This is a genomic window from Acinetobacter towneri, assembly GCF_001758345.1.
GTDB lineage: Bacteria > Pseudomonadota > Gammaproteobacteria > Pseudomonadales > Moraxellaceae > Acinetobacter > Acinetobacter towneri_A.
The window spans coordinates 117726-134959 of the sequence record NZ_MKQS01000011.1; the positions used below are offsets into that span (position 1 = coordinate 117726).

The following is a 17234-nucleotide window of genomic DNA, read 5'->3' on the forward strand; positions in this document are numbered from 1 at the left end:
TGTCAATTTTAACTATATAACAAATCTTTGCGCATTATAGAAGCATTGAACGGCTTGCCACTGCTTTAGTGGTAGAAATCTACCCGTTGTTCAAATGTGCTTGGAAATAAGCATCAAATCGGCAAGCATCACCCTGCCATTGATGTGTGGTTTCCTGTCCCGCCAAAAATACTGCTAAACGTGGGCGCTTCACCACAACACGTTTGGCAATTTGCTGTGCCAAACCCAGTAAATGATCACCTAAATCCATTTCCCCATCTTCAGGTAACAGCAAATGTAATAACTGCATTTGTTTTTTGACTTGAGCCTGCTTTTTCTGCGCCTGTTGATGTTGATCTCGCTGCGGAAACATCGGATCTAAATACACCACATCAACCACTTTACTCTGCGCTATACAGTCACGTAAATAATCTGCTGAATCTGTAAAAACCAATTGGATACGAGCAACAACACTTGCTAAAAAAGGATCATCTGCGGCTTGACGTTTAGCATCTTCCAACAAAGTAAAAAGAATCGGATGACGTTCCAACAATGTGACCTGAGCACCCAAATGTGCCATGAGCAAGCTATCGTGTCCTAATCCTGCCGTAGCATCAATCAGGCTTGGTTTTTCCGACAAATTACAGGCGCGAGCAATCATTTCCGATTTTAAAGAGGCACGCTTTAACCGCCCAGTTTCAGCTTTCCAATCGGGTTGCATTTTCATGCCATGGGCACATAACCACAGCCCTTCAGCATCGACACACAATGCCAATTCAGGGTTCAAACGCAAAAAACGCGCATTGAGTTTTTCTACTGTTTCAATGCGCGTTTGCACGCCTCTAGATAAAAGCACAGCAGAATAATGCTGTGCTTGAGTGAGACACTCGGCTTCAGTGTATAAGCGAAGTTCGCTTACCATAGTTTCCAGCCTGTGAATGCGAACAATAAAATGATTAAACCTGAAGCAATACGATACCAAGCAAAAATCATAAAATCACGTTTCGCAACATAAGCCACCAATGCACGGATCAGCAAAAGTGCGGAAACAAATGAAACAATAATCCCGAAGCTGAGTACGGTCCAATCTTCGGTGGTTTGGAATATATCATAGCTTTGATACAAGTCGAGTAAGCCTGCACCAATAATGACTGGAATCCCCAAAAAGAAGGAAAACTCGGTTGCTGCTTTACGCGACACACCCAAGAACATCGCGCCAATAATGGTTGCACCTGAACGCGAAGTCCCTGGAATCAGCGACAATACCTGAATTAGACCAATCCAAATCGCATCTCGGTAAGTTAGTTCTTCAACCTCATGAGCACGTACTTGTGGTGGATGTTTTTCAATCCACATAATGATAAAGCCGCCAATAATCAAACCAATCGCCACGGCAACATCATTAAAGAGTAACTCTTTTACTGTTTGTCCAAAGGTCAATCCAATCAGAATAATTGGAATAGATGCTATGATCAGACCGAAGCCCAAGCGTCGACCTTTTTCTTCGCCTGTAAACATACCTGTGGCTGCGCCCCATAGACGTGCCCAATACTCATATATGACCGCTGCAATTGCCCCCATTTGAATGGCAATTACAAATACATCGCTTTTTTCTTTGGTCCAAAAGTCCATTAGCTCTGCAGCTAGAATCAAATGTCCTGTGCTAGAAATGGGTAGAAATTCGGTAATCCCTTCTACAATACCCATAATTGCTGCTTTGAGCAGCAGTAAAAGATCCATAAATAACCCTAATTATGCCTTGCCTTGTTCTGGAATTTTTTTCCAAGCATTGTCACGTAAATAAACAGGCAATGCTTGTTCTGCGCTGACCCATTGCTGTTGCTGTGCACAGACGCGTGCAATAGTAGCAATATCTTGTGCGGTTGCACTTAAGCCTTTGTATTGTATTTGTTCTTGATCAATCAGACCCGACCCAGAACCGACCAATTGAAAGCGTACCMCCTGTGCAGCATCGCTATAATTCAATAATTGTTCCTGATCAACCGCCTGCATAATCCCTTGTGCATCTAGCTCATAACTGGCGATATACACTTCATTCATGCGTGCATCCAACACAACAGTAACTGCAGTTAATCCTTCAAGACGATAAGCCGCTTGCGCCAATGCCTGCAAAGTCGATACAGGAATTACAGGCAAATCATGCGACCACGCCAAAGCTTGCGTCACTGCCGCATTAATTCGCACACCGCTAAAAGAACCCGGGCCACGGCTAAAGGCAATTGCAGTTAGCTCGGCCGTACTGATTTGAGTTTCAGCAAAGCCTTGCTCAATCATCGGTAAGATGGTTTGCGTTTGTGCTTTTACTCGCGCATCTAATTGAAAAAAGAGTTCCTGTGTTTCATCTACAATCGAAACGGAACACTGCTCATTGGCAGTTTCCAATGCCAGCAATTTCATGCACAACCTTCAAGAATTAAATATCAAAAATTGGCGTTATGATACTCCACTCCTAAAATTCAAGCGAGGTTTTACACGTACCAGATTGCAATTCCGGCGTATAAAACTCTCAGTCATTACAGCGAAAATATGCGTTTGATTGTACGATGCAAATTCAATTTTAAAGTGTGCAAGGCTCTAGGTTTACAAAATGTTGAAAATGTTCAGCATAGTGTAGCGCACTCATTTTTAAACGTGCTGCTGCTGACTCATCCAATGTCTTGACCACTTTCCCAGGAGAGCCCATCACCACAGAATTATCAGGAATCACTTTCCCTTCAGGAATTAAAGCATTCGCACCAATAATACAGTTTTTACCAATCACCGCATGATTCAGTACCACCGCATTAATACCTATCAGACTGTTATCTCCCACGGTACAACCATGTAACATCGCCTGATGTCCAATAGTCACATAATCACCAATCTGCATTTCAATCCCTGCATCGGTGTGCAACACAGCATTTTCCTGAACATTGCTAAAATTTCCCAATTTGATTTTGCTGTTATCGGCGCGCACCACAGCCCCAAACCAAATACTGACTTTCTGTCCCAACTCAACCTGACCAATGACTGTGGCATTATCCGCTACCCAACCATCCCACGGTTGCCGCATTGCTTTAGGCGCATATCCTTTAAATTTATACAACATGGTTCTTTCCTATCCTCACATCAAAATTTTTCTATTTCTTAAATGTTGGTGAATTTAACAAAAACGGCCATTCTTTACGATAATCCAAACCATATTCAAATAAAGACACTAACATCCGCGCTGTTAAACCCCAAACCACTTCATCTTCAACCTGCATACTAGGAAAATATAATTTTTGTTGTGCAAAGCTCACTTCATACGGCGTTGGTGGCGCTTCCATCAAATGCTGTAAAGAGGCAAAAAAGATGCGATCAATTTCTGAAGGTTGTGGAATTAGTTCTACTTTTGGGGGAATCAGCCCCACCACAGGTTTGACTAACATTCCATTACGGGCTTTTTGCATGGGCAAATCGCCAATCAACTGCACTTCAAATGGATTTAATGCAGTTTCTTCCTGAGCTTCGCGCAATGCCACCACAATATTACTGGTATCTTGCGGATCGCGTTTGCCGCCCGGAAAAGACACCTCACCCGCATGATTATTGAGTAGGGTAGAACGGCGGGTTAGCAATACCTTAGGATCAGACTCGTCGGTAATGGCAATCAATACCGCTGCATGCGCTTCCATGAACGTTTTAGAAAAGCGCAAACGTTGCTGTAATAGATGCGTGAGCGAATGATCAATCATGCCTTATTATTCTCCTTGTCTAAGTTTTCATCATAGCTGAAATAGACAGACAATAGATAGAGAGGATGCCAAATTTGAAATTTTCAGTTATTCTGAGAGCTCCCTTTAACAATGACGATCACTATGAACTTTTGTGGAAATTGTGGGCAAAAAACAATAACGAAAATTCCGCTTGGCGATCAGCAATTACGTCAAGTGTGTAGCGCATGTGGCAGCATTCACTACGTCAATCCAAAAGTCATTTGTGGGGCATTGGTCGTTTGGGAAAATAAAGTATTATTGTGTCGTCGTGCAATTGAACCGCGCTATGGTTTGTGGACTTTACCTGCAGGCTATATGGAAATGTTTGAAACCATGGAGCAAGGTTCTGCCCGTGAAACCCGCGAAGAAGCCGAAGCTGAAATTGAAATCGAACAACTTTATTGCATGTATAACATTCCTCGGATTGGGCAAATTTATGTGCTGTTCAAAGCTCAATTGTTGAATGGTCAATTTGGTGCGGGTGAAGAAACCATCGAATCACGTTTGTTTAGTGAAGATGAAATTCCGTGGTCTGAATTGGCTTTCCCAAGTGTAGAACGTACTTTACAGCACTACTTTGCAGACCGAAAAAAAAATCTCTTCACGATTCATTTAGAAACCTTAGGTTCACGTACCGATCACACGGGTTAACCCCCACATGATGTTCATTTGAATCAACCTGAAATCCTAATAAAAATAGCCCACTCTCGCAGTGGGCTATTTTTTATCTCGATGTCACCTAAAATGAAGGTTAAATACGCACTTTATTTGGGTTATAACACTCAGCAACATCTAGACTTACAGCTCCACCTTGAGCTTTCACCAAAGCTTTATCTGCATCGGTTGCTAAAGTTGGGTTCTGAGCCACGTAAGTTGCGAGTTGCGCATGATAAATATTGCTCCACTTCACTGCTGAGCCATTAAAATCAGACAAAGTAATACGGGTAGAGTTGGCAGCAACTAAATTGCCTATATTAGCGCGTGCACCCCCCACCACTTGACCATTCCCACCTTCAACCGCTTCAATTTTGGTATTCAAACCAATGACTGCGCCATCAAGTTTATTAAATTTTGGATTGGCTAAAATCATACGCAAAGTGACTGCTTTATTGTCAATATCGGTTGCACCTAACACACCAATACGGTATTGCTGCACACCATTTGTATCAACATATTCAGCAGCAGACTGACTAATTGCAGCACATTGACCAGACATATCGGTTGCTGTGGCATTAGGTGCTATATCTGTACGAATATTGCCATCCTCATCTAAAACAATACCTAATTTGATGGTATCTGTAGTCGTTCCACCATCAAAATTAAAGGTCAAGGTTGCATAAATTGGGAAAATATAGCGACTGCCTAAAGGTACATTTTTCTGGGTTTTAAAAACACGATTATCCAAAAAGTTCACAGAAAAGAATTTGTAGGCATCAAAAGATCCTTTGAACTGATCGGTGCCTATGGTTTGTTGCCATTGACCATAATCTGAAGGATTTGCTGTTGTAGATTTGGTCAATAATTTATAAAAACCTTCCGTACCCGCAATTAAATAATCATTAAACACCTTACCTTGGGTAATTTTAAAATCATCAGCCGCATTGTCATTCACACTAAAATGAAATGGTCCCTGAATACGTTTATTCAATGGGTTGACCCATGTAGTTTGTGGTGCTGCCACCATACGATCAGGACGAACTTTACGAATCAATTCACCACTCACCGTTAAAATTGGGTTGGTGGTGTTTGCAGACACTGCACCTTTCCACTGCATACCATATCCAAAGGTATATCCTGAACGGTCTGTGATCAGTTGATACTGCCCAATGAGGTGTTTCAAATCTGCGACCGTAGATTTACAGTCTGCCAAATTACAGCCATATAAACCTTGTGGCAATTGTGAATCTTCTTTGGCTAAAATTGGATAGTTAGCTTGATAAGATGCCGAGTTATTCATGTAAACCAAGGTGTTTAATGCTTGATAAGCATCATCTTGAGACACCTGTGACACATCTACCCACGGGCGTAAAATACTGGCATAAGCCCCTGAACGATAATCCCCAACGTCAACGGACTCAGCAATACTTGCCAATTGTTCTTTTTTAAGTGTCGTAATCGTTAAAGGCTGAATATCACCAGCAATCGTTCCTCCACCTTCAACAGAAAGTGCTTGTAGCAAACGTACAATTGCAGTCGCAACCTGTATTGTTTCGTCGCTACTACTCAAACTCGTTGCTTGGCGTCCTGTTAATCCACTTGCCATATCAAGCACACTTAAACGTGGATAACCCGCACCTGCAGTACTGACCATTCCAATATCAGACAATGACACTGTTCCTAAATCTATATATTGATTGGTCTTTTCTTGAATAAAGAAGTGGACTTTATCTCCTTCACTACATTTACCTGTTGCCGCATTACTTTTTGGCTCAATCATGGTGATGTAGGTTTTACTGGTATCACTGCTACAGGTAAAATTCAAACCATCCACAGGATAATCCAATGCAAATTCCACGCAATTTTTTGCTGTACTGGCACAACTTCCGTTGATATACGCCACAGCATTCGGCTCTGGATTAATATTGGCACTTTCTCCACCACAGCCACTCAATGCCGCCATCAAAGCTGTCGTTGCAAAAGGTAAAATATGTCTTGTTTTCATCCTGAATTCTCTTATTGTTGTTAGCGTATCGCAATGAGTTTTAATTGCCCTTGGTTACTGAGCGCGCGATGTTCCATATCCACTGCAGAAGCCAATGGCGTTAATAATACATAGTGGCTATTTTCTGGAAGTTGCAGCATACCTTCAATCACCTCATGTCGTAAGACATTGCCTGCAGTATCCTGATTTCTAAAACCACCAGCACCTTCAATCACACAGCCTTTTTGATCCAGAAAAACCACAAAAGGCCAATAAAAGGTAGGTTGATTTTGCTTTGTGGCATAAGATTTAATTTGAATGTTTTGGATGTTGCCTTCTAACTTCACCAACTCATAATCAAATTTTTCAGTTAAGGGGGCTCTAGGCCACAAATTTAAATCTTGTTGTGCTTTTAAAGTATTAGCCTTATTTTTTTTTCTTTCAGCAAAACATTGCTGCCCCAAGCTTTCTATCGCTTCAGCTTGATTAACACGATAATAGTCTGCAGCCAAAACAATAGCTTGAGGCTCAGCAACCAACTGCTTTTTAAATAATTTATTGAGAACGGAACGGCTCACACCACGTTCACGTTCGACCACTTGCATGCGAGTACCACCGCCATTTTTTGTGTCAATCATGCCTTCTGGCATACTGTAAAAGCGTTTTTTCCCTTCTAAATTAAATTCCTGATATTCCAAATACTCACTTTTAACATATTGTTCACCCGCCATCTCCATAAAACCCTTGTGTTGGGCAGATGCATGCGATGCTTGATCAGGTGTTGTTTTTGAGACAGTCACTGTGGATGGATCAATCGTAAATGGCTGAGGAAGCTCTTGTAAACCTTCTAACACAGATGGTTTGACCGCAACTTTGTTAATCGTTGCTTCTTTTACTGATCCTGTTTGATGAACAGATTCCGCACTAGACATTTCTTGCTGCGCTGCATTTGGCTCATTTTGTAATGCGTGCAATGTTGAATTTGCTTTGATATGACCGACTTGATTTTGTGACGTAGCAGATTGTTCTGAGATATTCGTGTTTGGCTGATTCAGTTCTTTGTTAACCTGAGCAGAGGTGTTTTTAGATACTTGCATAGATGTTTGAGCAGGTATCTGCTGTGCTTGATGCGCCTTGTCTTGCTTAAGCTGGTCTTGTTGTTGGTTTTCTTGTAGTTGCTTTTGTTGGACTTGCTTTTGCTGTTGTGCAGTTTCCAACGCCTGTATCGTTTGCTTTTTTTCTGCAGCATTACGCTGCACCACAATTGGACGACCATCTGGTCCAATAATAGTGTAAAACTGATTCGCGTAACACACCGATCCCATACTGAAAATCAGTGTGAGTATCGACTTTGAAAATAAAGTCCGTTTTATTTTCCGTACTGAACTTACCATCGTGTTCTATAACTCAATCCAAGAATTGTAATTTTTGTATCCGTTTTCACATTCAAACCCGCATAAGGGTTTAACAGTAAGTTATTTACACCTTCCTTATTGGCTAAGCTACTGGTATTGGCTGGAATTTTATCCTTGCTTTGTAAAAAGCCGATGGATAAATCGAGGTCTGTATCTGCATCAAAACGATATCCCACACCTAAACCAAATAAACGTGCATTATTAATTGGTACCATGGTGTTACGTTTATTGTCAGGAATCGCACTACCACGTGGTTCATAACCCGCACGCAGTTTTAAACGGTCTGTGGCTGAATATTCGATTCCAACACCCCAGTTCCACGGTGACTTAAACTCTAATGGCAAAGCTAAACTGTCATCAGACACATGCTCCGAAAGCAATTTTGCAATTTTTAATGCCGAGATTTGACGGTCAAACTCGAATTTGAATTTATCCCATGCTTTATAGTCAGTCCAGCCCACATCAAAATTGACTTGTAAATCAGGCATGACTTTATATTTTATCCCCGCTTGAAAGTGCGCAGGATATTCAAAATCCATAGAAACCAAACCAGACTCACTGGCTGGAATATAACTTGGGAAACCTAAAATTGCCGCTAAAATCTGACCTGTTGGTGAAGACATCAAACCATTAATTAACTCACGCGGTGCTTTCGAGTTATCAATATGATATTTGCCCTTTAAGCGCATTTTAGCTGCACTCTGATACACCATACCAAAGCTAAAATCTTCTGTCGGTTCCCACAAAATACCCAAGTTATAACTCGGGCTTAAACTTTGCTCAACCGCCAGTTGCATTTGCCCAAAACGGGAAAATGGATTCATGCCTTCTTCGGCATTACAAATCCCGAGCAACAAAATATCGGTGATGATATTGGCGTTTTCTTTAAATGGCGTACAGACCACTTCATCCACCATACGTAACATCCCGATCAGTTCATTCGGGAAGCGTAAATCGGTATTCATGGCGATGGCTTGGTAAGACATCCCTATTGACGCACCGACTGACAATTCATCATTGACTTGATAGGCGATAGATGGAGAAAGATAAGTAATACGCTCTAAGGCAACCTGTTGTCCCATAAAGTTACCAGGGTTACCATTTTCGGCACCAAAGCCCGCAATCAACGGCGCATATAATGCGGTGGCAAAGGTCACTTTGGAACCAGGTGGATTATAAGCAATACCGTTGGTTGGCGCTGCCAGTGGCATGCCTTTACCCAAATCGACAAATTTTTTCAGAATCGGGACATACAGCGTTGGATATTCTACATCGGCTTGTACTGTACCTTTAAAATCGGTACAAAAATCTGCCAAAATTTCTGGTCCATCGTTACACACCACAGGGTCATCAGAATAACCAAAAACGTCATAACCTGCTGGAACAGAAAGTTCACGCTGCACATCAAAATGTGCCAATACCCCTTGCACATCTGTTTGCAAACCTTCAATTTTGGTCAGTGCGGCAGGGTTAAAGTGAATCGCACTAATACCTGGAGGATCTGCAGTGACCGCATTCCCCATAGTCAAAGAACGAATATCGACAGATAAGTTTTGTCCGAGCTGCGCAAAAGCAGCCCCTGAACAGCCCGACAGTATAATTGCAGTCACTAACGGGCGAAGTCGTATCATTTTCATGCGACTAGCCTCTTAGCGAATTTTTTTACCGAAACCGAGAATATCCAGTGGGAATGACAAACCAAGTGATACGTCTGGCGCGTCTTCGGTCAGACCGATTCCTACCGTACCATTCACAATGGTTTCAGGTGAAACGCGCACACCTAATGAAATAGCTAAAGTCGAACTGGTCTGGTCTGCAGGTGAATAGCTTTCACCTCCTTCATAAAAAAACTCAGAACCTGTATTGAAGCTTTGCTGATAAGACATGGTCATCGAGACATCGTAGTTAAACGAATAAGCAAAACCAAAAGCAAAACCACCACTGATACCTGGTTCAAATTCCTCAATAATACGACCACCACGTTTCTGGTTTAGGTCACTTTCTTTAAAACCATAGTTGGCTGAAGCAGAAGCAAACAATACAACTGGGTCAATATACTTACGCGTACTTGCACCAATGCCTGCAGAGTAATATCCCTTACCTGTTGATAAGTCTTTAACAGGATTAATCTCGTAAGGACTATCCCCCGTTTTGGTCGATAAATTTGCGAATAAAATTAAAGGTAAACGCCCCGCTTTTAAAGGGAATGGCTCCCAACGTGCACCTAAAGAAATATCTCCCAAACCTGCAGCAGTAGCATCCTTTAATAGATCCGACTTTGCAACTAATGGTAAAGAAGCAGATAAAGTTAAATTGTCACGCAAACCATATTGTGCGGTGAAGGTGTTAGTTAATGCGTGGGAGGCATTTTCTTGCACACGAAGCTGATACAACTGACCTTGAGCCATTTCAAGGTCGAGCTGCGTATCACGATGATAGGTATAATCAATATCATAATAAGATGAAATTTCACCTTGTCTCATAAGGGAATATTGACGCTCATTCGAGGTAAACACTTCCTCTAAATTCGCCTCTTTGGTTGCGTCGCCCTCTTGCTGTTGCAAAGCAGATGATGCTGCTTGTGCACCATTTGCAGCGACAACCGCACTATTTGTTTCAGCACTTGTATCTGCAGTTGATGCTGCTGTATCTGATACTTCTGCCTGTTCAGTTGTGGTTTCATATTCCCCTAATTGCGGCTCCTCTGCGGCATAAGCCACCCCAAATACCATTTGAATACTGAGAGCCAATAAGGTTTTATTCATCCATTTACGATCCATGATTTACCCCTTCCATTTTTATTTTTGTATTTCGTGAACAACTGATTATTTGTTTTTGTAGTAGAGTCTTAAAAAACGATGCTCGTACTGTCCGTAATTTTCAGAATCTTTATTTACATTACGCTCTAAACGTATAGTCGATGCTTTATCTGCAATTTTTTCCATGGCAAATTGTGGATATTGAATATCGACAAAGGCATAGCGATTCACAGTTGCGTCTTCCACATGACGCAAGTCTTTTTCTTGTAATGCCAACATAGTTTGACGATTTTGCGGTGCGACATTAATTAGAAATAAGGTGTTATTCTCCCAAACTTCTTTAAAGCGTTCTTCATCGAAACTGATATTGCCTAATGCAGGGTCTGCCACATAGACACGTCCATTTTTATATGCCTTATACACCACAAAATGTTTAAAACCTGCATAGGAAATCGGCACAATCGCAGGCTGTCCTTGTTTAACTAAATCCGAAAATTCCCCGCGATATCCACCACTTTCCATGCCCAAAGCTGCGACAAAGCGCTTCATATCCAATAGTGAAAAACTACGACGTTCAATAATTCGTTCGTATTCTCCATAACGCAGCAAACCACTCATGGTTTGTTGCTCGTTTAATTGTGTTCCTACATAACCATTCAGCAAGGTTGTTAAAGCTGCAGAACCACAACTGTAGTCATAGGCTTGGCGCACAATTCCGCGAAATTGATCTTCTAAAGCAGGTTTAATTTGCACAGGCTCTCTGTGCATACGGGTAAAGGAATTATTTCTAGAATCCAAAGTTTCTGTGTAACGCACAGTTTCAGGATGCTGTTCTTTTAAATCAAAGGCTTGTGTGGCAGCGTAATAGATCAATGCCGAGCCCAAAGCGATCTCTAACATATATTTTTACTTTTTAGTTCTCGGCAATACCTGCCTAATATTTTTATTTTAGAGTTTTCACTCTACTTCCTTGTATTTAGAAAGATACTCGTTTTATAGAAAAAAAAAAGGGCTTTCTTTATTTTTTTGCGAACTCATCAGTTTATTTGTAAAAAAAAGCGCGTGAATTCACGCGCTTTTTCGGTGTTTAAATTAGTGACCAGAAATGGTGATTTTTGCACCTTGCTGGTAACCTGTACCACCCAACGCTTGAGGTGCGCCATAATAAGTTTGCAAGCCTTGGATTTCCATGTCACCAATAGAAGCAGCAGTTCGACTACCTAAATGGATACCTTTAATATAGTTATCTTTAGCACCGCCATGGCTAATGATTTGAATATAGCCATTGCTAGCATCGTCTTTACCAATGATACTAATATCTTGTTTTAACGTTAAGTCTTTTTTAGTTGCATCAGTAACTTTAATGCTTTCAATAAAGATTTGACCTGCTGCACGATTACCTTTAGTACCATCACCAGTACCTTGCTTAGTTGAGTTGTCCAAAATACCTAAGTTTGCGATTTCTAAACCACCCACCATTTTGGTATTTAATTTAATCATTGCACCTTGTGGCGCTGCACCCAATTGAATATTGGCATCCATTTTACCTGTTTTTAACGTTAAGCCAGATAAAATTGCATTATAGTTGCTATCATCATTACCACGACGAATGCTCGTAGCACCAGCTACTGGCTTAGCATTCGATGCAGAGACCCCAATTTCACCAATTTGAATATCTAAACCAGATACTTGTGCTGCAACGTTGATAAATGCACCATTGGCACCTGTACCCGCATCTGTATCAATGACCAAGTCTGCTAAGTTACGAGAGTCTAATAAATATGCACCAGCATCGTCATAGTTTGCGCCGATCACCACACCATGATTCGCTGTTTTTCCTTCGCCATTGCCCTTAATTACGATAGCACCTGCCTTTGAAGTACCACCGAAACCTAAGTCACCCGCAGCGCCTTTTGCTGCTAAACCATCATTATCATGGATTAAAAGTTTTTCGATTTCGATTTTAGAAATACCAATCCCGATGCTTAAACCATCTTGACCAGTAGTTGCGCTTAATGCAGTATCGTCCATTACCTGCATTGCCATTGCATTTGTCGTTAACGCGATTGATGATACCAAAGCAAGTTTAGTAAATTTTTTCATCTTGTTACTCTCCCGAGAGTATTATTTTTTTGGTTTTACCACTCAGTGCCAGTGATTGTGTTTTTATTTGATGAGGACAACACTGACACACATTCCTTGAGTAGCCGGTTTGCACATACAAAGGTATATCTGAGTTATTTTTTGTTCAACTGCTGTTGGTCGCAATCCACATCTTACCGACAAACGGTTATTTACTTTTTATGTGCTGCAATCATGTAAAATAGCCTTTTTAAATCTCTCAGCTGTTTACACTTTATGTCCTATCCTACTCATTTCAAAAAATTATTCTGTGAACCTGAATGCGAGGCTGCAAAAATTCTGCAAGCTTTGGCAGCACTTTCACATTGTATTTATTTGCAAAATAATGGAAAGGCGCGTATTGCATTTTTGGCCGAACGCTATTGTGTGCAGCAAAACCATCAACATTTTTACTTTCAAAAAACAACATTCAATCAATACGAATTAAGTCCAACTCAATTAGATTTAACAGCTCATCTAGGCACTTCAAATGATACAAACACTGCCCCATTTTGCAGTGTAATGGGTTTTATTTCGTATGATGCTGCAGCACAGCAACACATCAATATTCAATCCCGCGCCCAGCCAAGTGCTTTTTTAGGTCAATTTAAAAGCTATTTACAGCAAGAACCAGATGGCTGGTATTTTTATAGTTCAGACGAAAATGCAATACAAACTTATGATTTTATTTTAAATTTATACAGCCAACCTGCCGTTGTTGAACAGTTCCAATTAAGTCAAAAGTGTCAAGCACGCTGGAATTTCACAGATTACCAACGTGCCTTTCAGCGTGTTCAAGACTATATAGTCGCGGGAGATTGTTATCAAATTAATCTTACGCAAGAGTTTAGCGCTAAGGCTCAAGGTCCACTTTTAGCAACTGCAGCACAGTTTTGGCAACTGACCAATGCACCTTATGCAGGTTATTTACGTATTGGTGATTTTGAAGTTTTAAGTTGTTCGCCAGAACTCTTTATTAATTTTGAGGAAAATCGAAAAATTACCACAAAACCAATTAAAGGCACCATGCCACGTTATGATGATCCTGAATTAGATCGACAATCGAAACAACAATTAAGTGAATCTGAAAAAGATCAGGCCGAAAATGTGATGATTGTGGATTTATTACGTAATGATTTAAGTGTTTATGCTGAAACAGGCAGCGTCAAAACGCCAAAGTTATTCCATATCGAGTCTTTTAATCAGGTGCATCACATGGTCAGTGAAGTTAGCGCAACACTAAAAGCAGAAATGAATCCTTTTGCTGTGTTGATGTCTGCCTTGCCAGGTGGCTCAATTACTGGCGCACCAAAAATTCGTGCCATGCAAATTATAGATGAACTCGAAGGTGCAGCACGTGGCGCCTATTGCGGCTCTATGGGTTATTTTGATGCCGATGGAACGGGTTCTTGGAATATTCTGATCCGTTCTATTCAAAAAAATCAGCAAGATGTTTCATTATGGGCTGGTGGCGGAGTCACGATTGCATCTGTTTGTGAAGCAGAATATCAAGAATGTTTTGACAAAGTTTCAGCCATGTTGGACTTATTGAACCGCTGGTACAAACCTGCACAATAACAGTAAAAACAAAAAAGCGAGTGAATTCGAAGCTCCACTCGCTGCTATTATATTTTGATTATTAGGCCAAAATATCGTGTTTTAAAGTATCGACTAAGCGTTGATTTTGCTCATCCGTACCAATTGTAATGCGCAAATATTGATTGATACGTGGCTTATTAAAATAACGCACAATAATCCCGCGTTCGCGTAATGCTGTGGCTAATTCACCTGCGTCCCGTTGGGGATGTGATGTAAAAATAAAATTGGCATGTGATGGTAATACCTTAAAGCCCAAGCTGGTTAAATCCATCACCAATTTCTCACGGCTAGCAATAACTTTCTGGCATTGGGCTTCAAAATACGCCTGATCTTGAAAAGATGCCACCGCAGCTGCAATGGCAAAACGATCCATTGGATATGAGTTAAAACTATTTTTTACGGCTTCCAATGCGGCAATTAAATGTGGTTGTGCAATCGCAAAACCAACACGTAAACCTGCCAAAGAACGTGATTTAGAGGTGGTTTGACACACCACTAGATTCTCGTACTTTTCCACCAATTTCACTGCAGACTCTGCACCAAAATCGACATAAGCCTCATCAATCACGACCACTGAATTTGGATTGGCCTGTAAAATTTCTTCAATAGCGTTTAAACCTAAAGCAATACTGGTCGGTGCATTCGGATTGGTGATGATAATGCCACCGTTGGCTTGCTTATAGTCATCAACTACAATTTCAAAATCATCATTTAAAGGCAAAATTTTAGTTTTCACTCCAAAAAATTGACTATATACAGGGTAAAAGCTATAGGTGATATCTGGATACAATAAAGGCTGTTCCTGAACAAAAAAAGCCTTAAAAATATGCGCAAGGACTTCGTCTGAACCATTGCCAACAAAGACGTTTTCCACCGCTACACTTTGCTGTTTCGCAATGGCTTGCTTAAGCTCAGACGCATCTGGGTCTGGATATAAACGCAACGCATCTGCCGAGTTTTCTAAAACCTTTTGCACCGCTTCCACTACTTTAGGTGAAGGTGGGTACGGGTTTTCATTGGTGTTTAATTTTAATAAATTTTGGATTTTTGGCTGCTCACCTGGTACATAAGGCTCTAACTCACGTACTTCAGGGCTCCAAAAACGCATTTGTTCTGCTGTGATTTTCATTTTGTATTCTCTTTAAACCCTCTCCTAACCTCTCCCACAGGGAGAGGAATTTTCATTACTAAAGACACAAGATTTGTGTGGTTTAAATTCCACTCTCCTTTTAGGAGAGGGTCAGAGAGGTTGTAATGCTATTTATGATTGATAACGATAGCGTGCTGATCGTGCATGCGCATCCAGATTTTCCTGCTGCGCTAAAATATCAGCGGTTTTCGCCAAGTTCTTCACACCCTCAGCCGAACACATAATCAGACTTGAGCGTTTTTGGAAATCGTAAACACCCAATGGTGATGAAAAACGTGCCGTACCCGATGTTGGTAGTACGTGGTTTGGTCCTGCACAATAATCACCAATCGCTTCTGGTGTATAGCGCCCCATAAAGATCGCACCTGCATGGCGAATTTCTTCTGCCATCACTTGTGGATCATCCATACACAATTCTAAGTGTTCGGGCGCAACTTGGTTGATCAATTCAATCGCCTCTTGACGATCTTTCACCAAAACCAATGCACCACGATTTGCAATAGAAGTACGGGCAATTTCAGCTTTAGGCAAATTCGCCAAGTGCTGTTCAATCGCTTGCTCAACCTGATTCAGCAATTGCTGATCTGGTGTAATAAAAATAGATTGTGCAACCGTGTCATGCTCGGCTTGAGAAAGTAAGTCCATCGCCAACCATTCAGGATTATTCTCACCTTCAGCATAAACCAAAATTTCGGATGGCCCTGCAATCATATCAATGCCAACCTGACCAAACACAGCACGTTTTGCAGCTGCTACAAAGCGGTTACCCGGCCCCGTAATTTTATCTACCGGTGGGATGGTTTCTGTACCATACGCCAACGCAGCAACGGCTTGCGCGCCGCCAATGGTAAATACACGAGTCACCCCTGCCAAATATGCAGCGGCCAAAACCAATGGATTGAGTTCACCATTCGGTGCAGGCACAACCATAATAATTTCAGGCACACCAGCAACATGCGCAGGTACAGCATTCATAAGCACTGAAGATGGATAAGACGCCAAACCACCTGGCACATAAATACCCACACGGTCTAATGGTGTGACTTTTTGTCCGAGTGTATTGCCCAAAGCATCAACATAACTCCATCCATCCTGTTTTTGCGCTTGGTGAAATTCACGAATACGTACAGCAGCCAATTCCAAAGCTTCACGGACTTCATTATCTAAAGCATCAAATGCGGCTTTCAGTTGTTCCTGACTTAACTCAAGTTCTGAAAATTGATGCGCTGGATGTCGATCGAACTGTTGAGTGAGTTTAAGAACCTGAGCATTACCATGCTGACGTACATCAGCAATAATTTGATCTACAGTTTTTAAAAGTTCAGGATCACTGACAGTTTCAAAAGCCAACAAGTCTGCAAAGGCTTGTTTAAAGCTTTGATCTTGAGTCGATAAACGTCGCATCAATTTACCCACAAGGTTTGATAGAAAAGTTTAGTTTACCTTGTTTCTAGGGCTTTGTGGGAGTCTATACATGGCGAAAGCAGTATGTTTTGATGGAAATTCACGTTTAAAAGTAAGCGTCCGCTGAACACACCTTATGAATTCATCCTATAAGCCTTAATTTAGTCCCCACTTAAAAACAAGTGGGGACTTAAATTTATGACGACAAATAATCAGACATCCATCGCATCTCTAGCGAAAAAACGAAGAACATACAGTGCTGAATTTAAACAGCAGATCGTTCAGGCTTGTAAAGCACCTGACGTTTCAATTGCTTCGGTCGCTTTGCAACATGGATTGAATACAAATCTTGTATCCAAATGGATTCGCTTATTTGATGGTAAGCCAAAGAATGATCGCTCACCACTA

At 41.2% G+C, this 17234-nt stretch carries 16 protein-coding genes; 3 read left to right on the forward strand and 13 right to left on the reverse strand.

Annotated features, from left to right (window positions below):
- Positions 1-79 precede the first annotated feature (79 nt).
- The 5 genes from BJN41_RS07575 to BJN41_RS07595 all read right to left on the reverse strand — a co-directional run bounded on the left by BJN41_RS07575 (position 80) and on the right by BJN41_RS07595 (position 3716).
- On the reverse strand, positions 80-901 hold the full coding sequence (locus tag BJN41_RS07575; RefSeq protein ID WP_070154324.1) for a class I SAM-dependent methyltransferase: 822 nt from the start codon (positions 899-901) through the stop codon (positions 80-82).
- Positions 895-1719 (reverse strand): undecaprenyl-diphosphate phosphatase, encoded by an 825-nt coding sequence (locus BJN41_RS07580; RefSeq protein ID WP_070154325.1) that lies wholly within the window; start codon positions 1717-1719, stop codon positions 895-897. Before BJN41_RS07580 ends, BJN41_RS07575 begins: the two co-directional genes overlap by 7 nt.
- 12 nt (positions 1720-1731) lie before the next feature.
- A complete protein-coding gene (gene tsaB, locus BJN41_RS07585) occupies positions 1732-2397 on the reverse strand; it encodes a tRNA (adenosine(37)-N6)-threonylcarbamoyltransferase complex dimerization subunit type 1 TsaB (RefSeq protein ID WP_070154327.1) in 666 nt (221 codons plus the stop codon).
- 160 nt (positions 2398-2557) lie between these two features.
- Positions 2558-3088, reverse strand: coding sequence for a gamma carbonic anhydrase family protein (locus tag BJN41_RS07590; protein WP_019837199.1), 531 nt, complete (start codon positions 3086-3088; stop codon positions 2558-2560).
- Between the two features lie 31 nt (positions 3089-3119).
- Positions 3120-3716 (reverse strand): CoA pyrophosphatase, encoded by a 597-nt coding sequence (locus tag BJN41_RS07595; RefSeq protein WP_004975226.1) that lies wholly within the window; start codon positions 3714-3716, stop codon positions 3120-3122.
- Between the two features lie 123 nt (positions 3717-3839).
- Between BJN41_RS07595 and BJN41_RS07600 the strand changes: the two genes are divergently transcribed.
- A complete protein-coding gene (locus BJN41_RS07600) occupies positions 3840-4388 on the forward strand; it encodes an NUDIX hydrolase (RefSeq protein ID WP_070154330.1) in 549 nt (182 codons plus the stop codon).
- Positions 4389-4488: 100 nt separating this feature from the next.
- Here BJN41_RS07600 and BJN41_RS07605 read toward each other — a convergent pair whose 3' ends face one another.
- The 6 genes from BJN41_RS07605 to BJN41_RS07630 form a co-directional block, all read right to left on the reverse strand.
- Positions 4489-6399: a flagellar protein FilF gene (locus BJN41_RS07605; protein ID WP_070154332.1), complete on the reverse strand. Its 1911-nt coding sequence runs from the start codon at positions 6397-6399 to the stop codon at positions 4489-4491.
- 20 nt (positions 6400-6419) lie between these two features.
- The gene (filE, locus tag BJN41_RS07610; RefSeq protein WP_141730385.1) at positions 6420-7772 is read right to left on the reverse strand and encodes a putative pilus assembly protein FilE; all 1353 of its coding nucleotides are present in this window, start codon (positions 7770-7772) and stop codon (positions 6420-6422) included.
- Positions 7766-9430 (reverse strand): OmpP1/FadL family transporter, encoded by a 1665-nt coding sequence (locus BJN41_RS07615; RefSeq protein ID WP_070154334.1) that lies wholly within the window; start codon positions 9428-9430, stop codon positions 7766-7768. The genes filE and BJN41_RS07615 overlap by 7 nt, the downstream gene beginning before the upstream one ends.
- A gap of 12 nt (positions 9431-9442) precedes the next feature.
- The gene (locus BJN41_RS07620) at positions 9443-10573 is read right to left on the reverse strand and encodes a hypothetical protein (RefSeq protein ID WP_070154336.1); all 1131 of its coding nucleotides are present in this window, start codon (positions 10571-10573) and stop codon (positions 9443-9445) included.
- Between the two features lie 45 nt (positions 10574-10618).
- Positions 10619-11452, reverse strand: a complete 834-nt coding sequence (locus BJN41_RS07625; protein ID WP_070154338.1) for a C39 family peptidase — start codon at positions 11450-11452, stop codon at positions 10619-10621.
- Between the two features lie 192 nt (positions 11453-11644).
- Positions 11645-12655 carry a DUF6160 family protein gene (locus BJN41_RS07630; RefSeq protein WP_070154339.1) on the reverse strand — a complete coding sequence of 337 codons (1011 nt, stop codon included), beginning with the start codon at positions 12653-12655 and terminating at the stop codon, positions 11645-11647.
- Positions 12656-12910: 255 nt separating this feature from the next.
- Between BJN41_RS07630 and pabB the strand changes: the two genes are divergently transcribed.
- Positions 12911-14251 (forward strand): aminodeoxychorismate synthase component I, encoded by a 1341-nt coding sequence (gene pabB, locus BJN41_RS07635; protein ID WP_070154341.1) that lies wholly within the window; start codon positions 12911-12913, stop codon positions 14249-14251.
- A 61-nt stretch (positions 14252-14312) separates the two neighbouring features.
- Here pabB and hisC read toward each other — a convergent pair whose 3' ends face one another.
- Both hisC and hisD read right to left on the reverse strand, forming a co-directional pair.
- A complete protein-coding gene (gene hisC, locus BJN41_RS07640; RefSeq protein WP_070154343.1) occupies positions 14313-15401 on the reverse strand; it encodes a histidinol-phosphate transaminase in 1089 nt (362 codons plus the stop codon).
- A 132-nt stretch (positions 15402-15533) separates the two neighbouring features.
- Positions 15534-16838 carry a histidinol dehydrogenase gene (hisD, locus tag BJN41_RS07645; RefSeq protein ID WP_167562401.1) on the reverse strand — a complete coding sequence of 435 codons (1305 nt, stop codon included), beginning with the start codon at positions 16836-16838 and terminating at the stop codon, positions 15534-15536.
- Between the two features lie 186 nt (positions 16839-17024).
- Between hisD and BJN41_RS14775 the strand changes: the two genes are divergently transcribed.
- The coding region (locus tag BJN41_RS14775; protein ID WP_141730377.1) for a transposase at positions 17025-17234 on the forward strand (210 nt) is incomplete at its 3' end.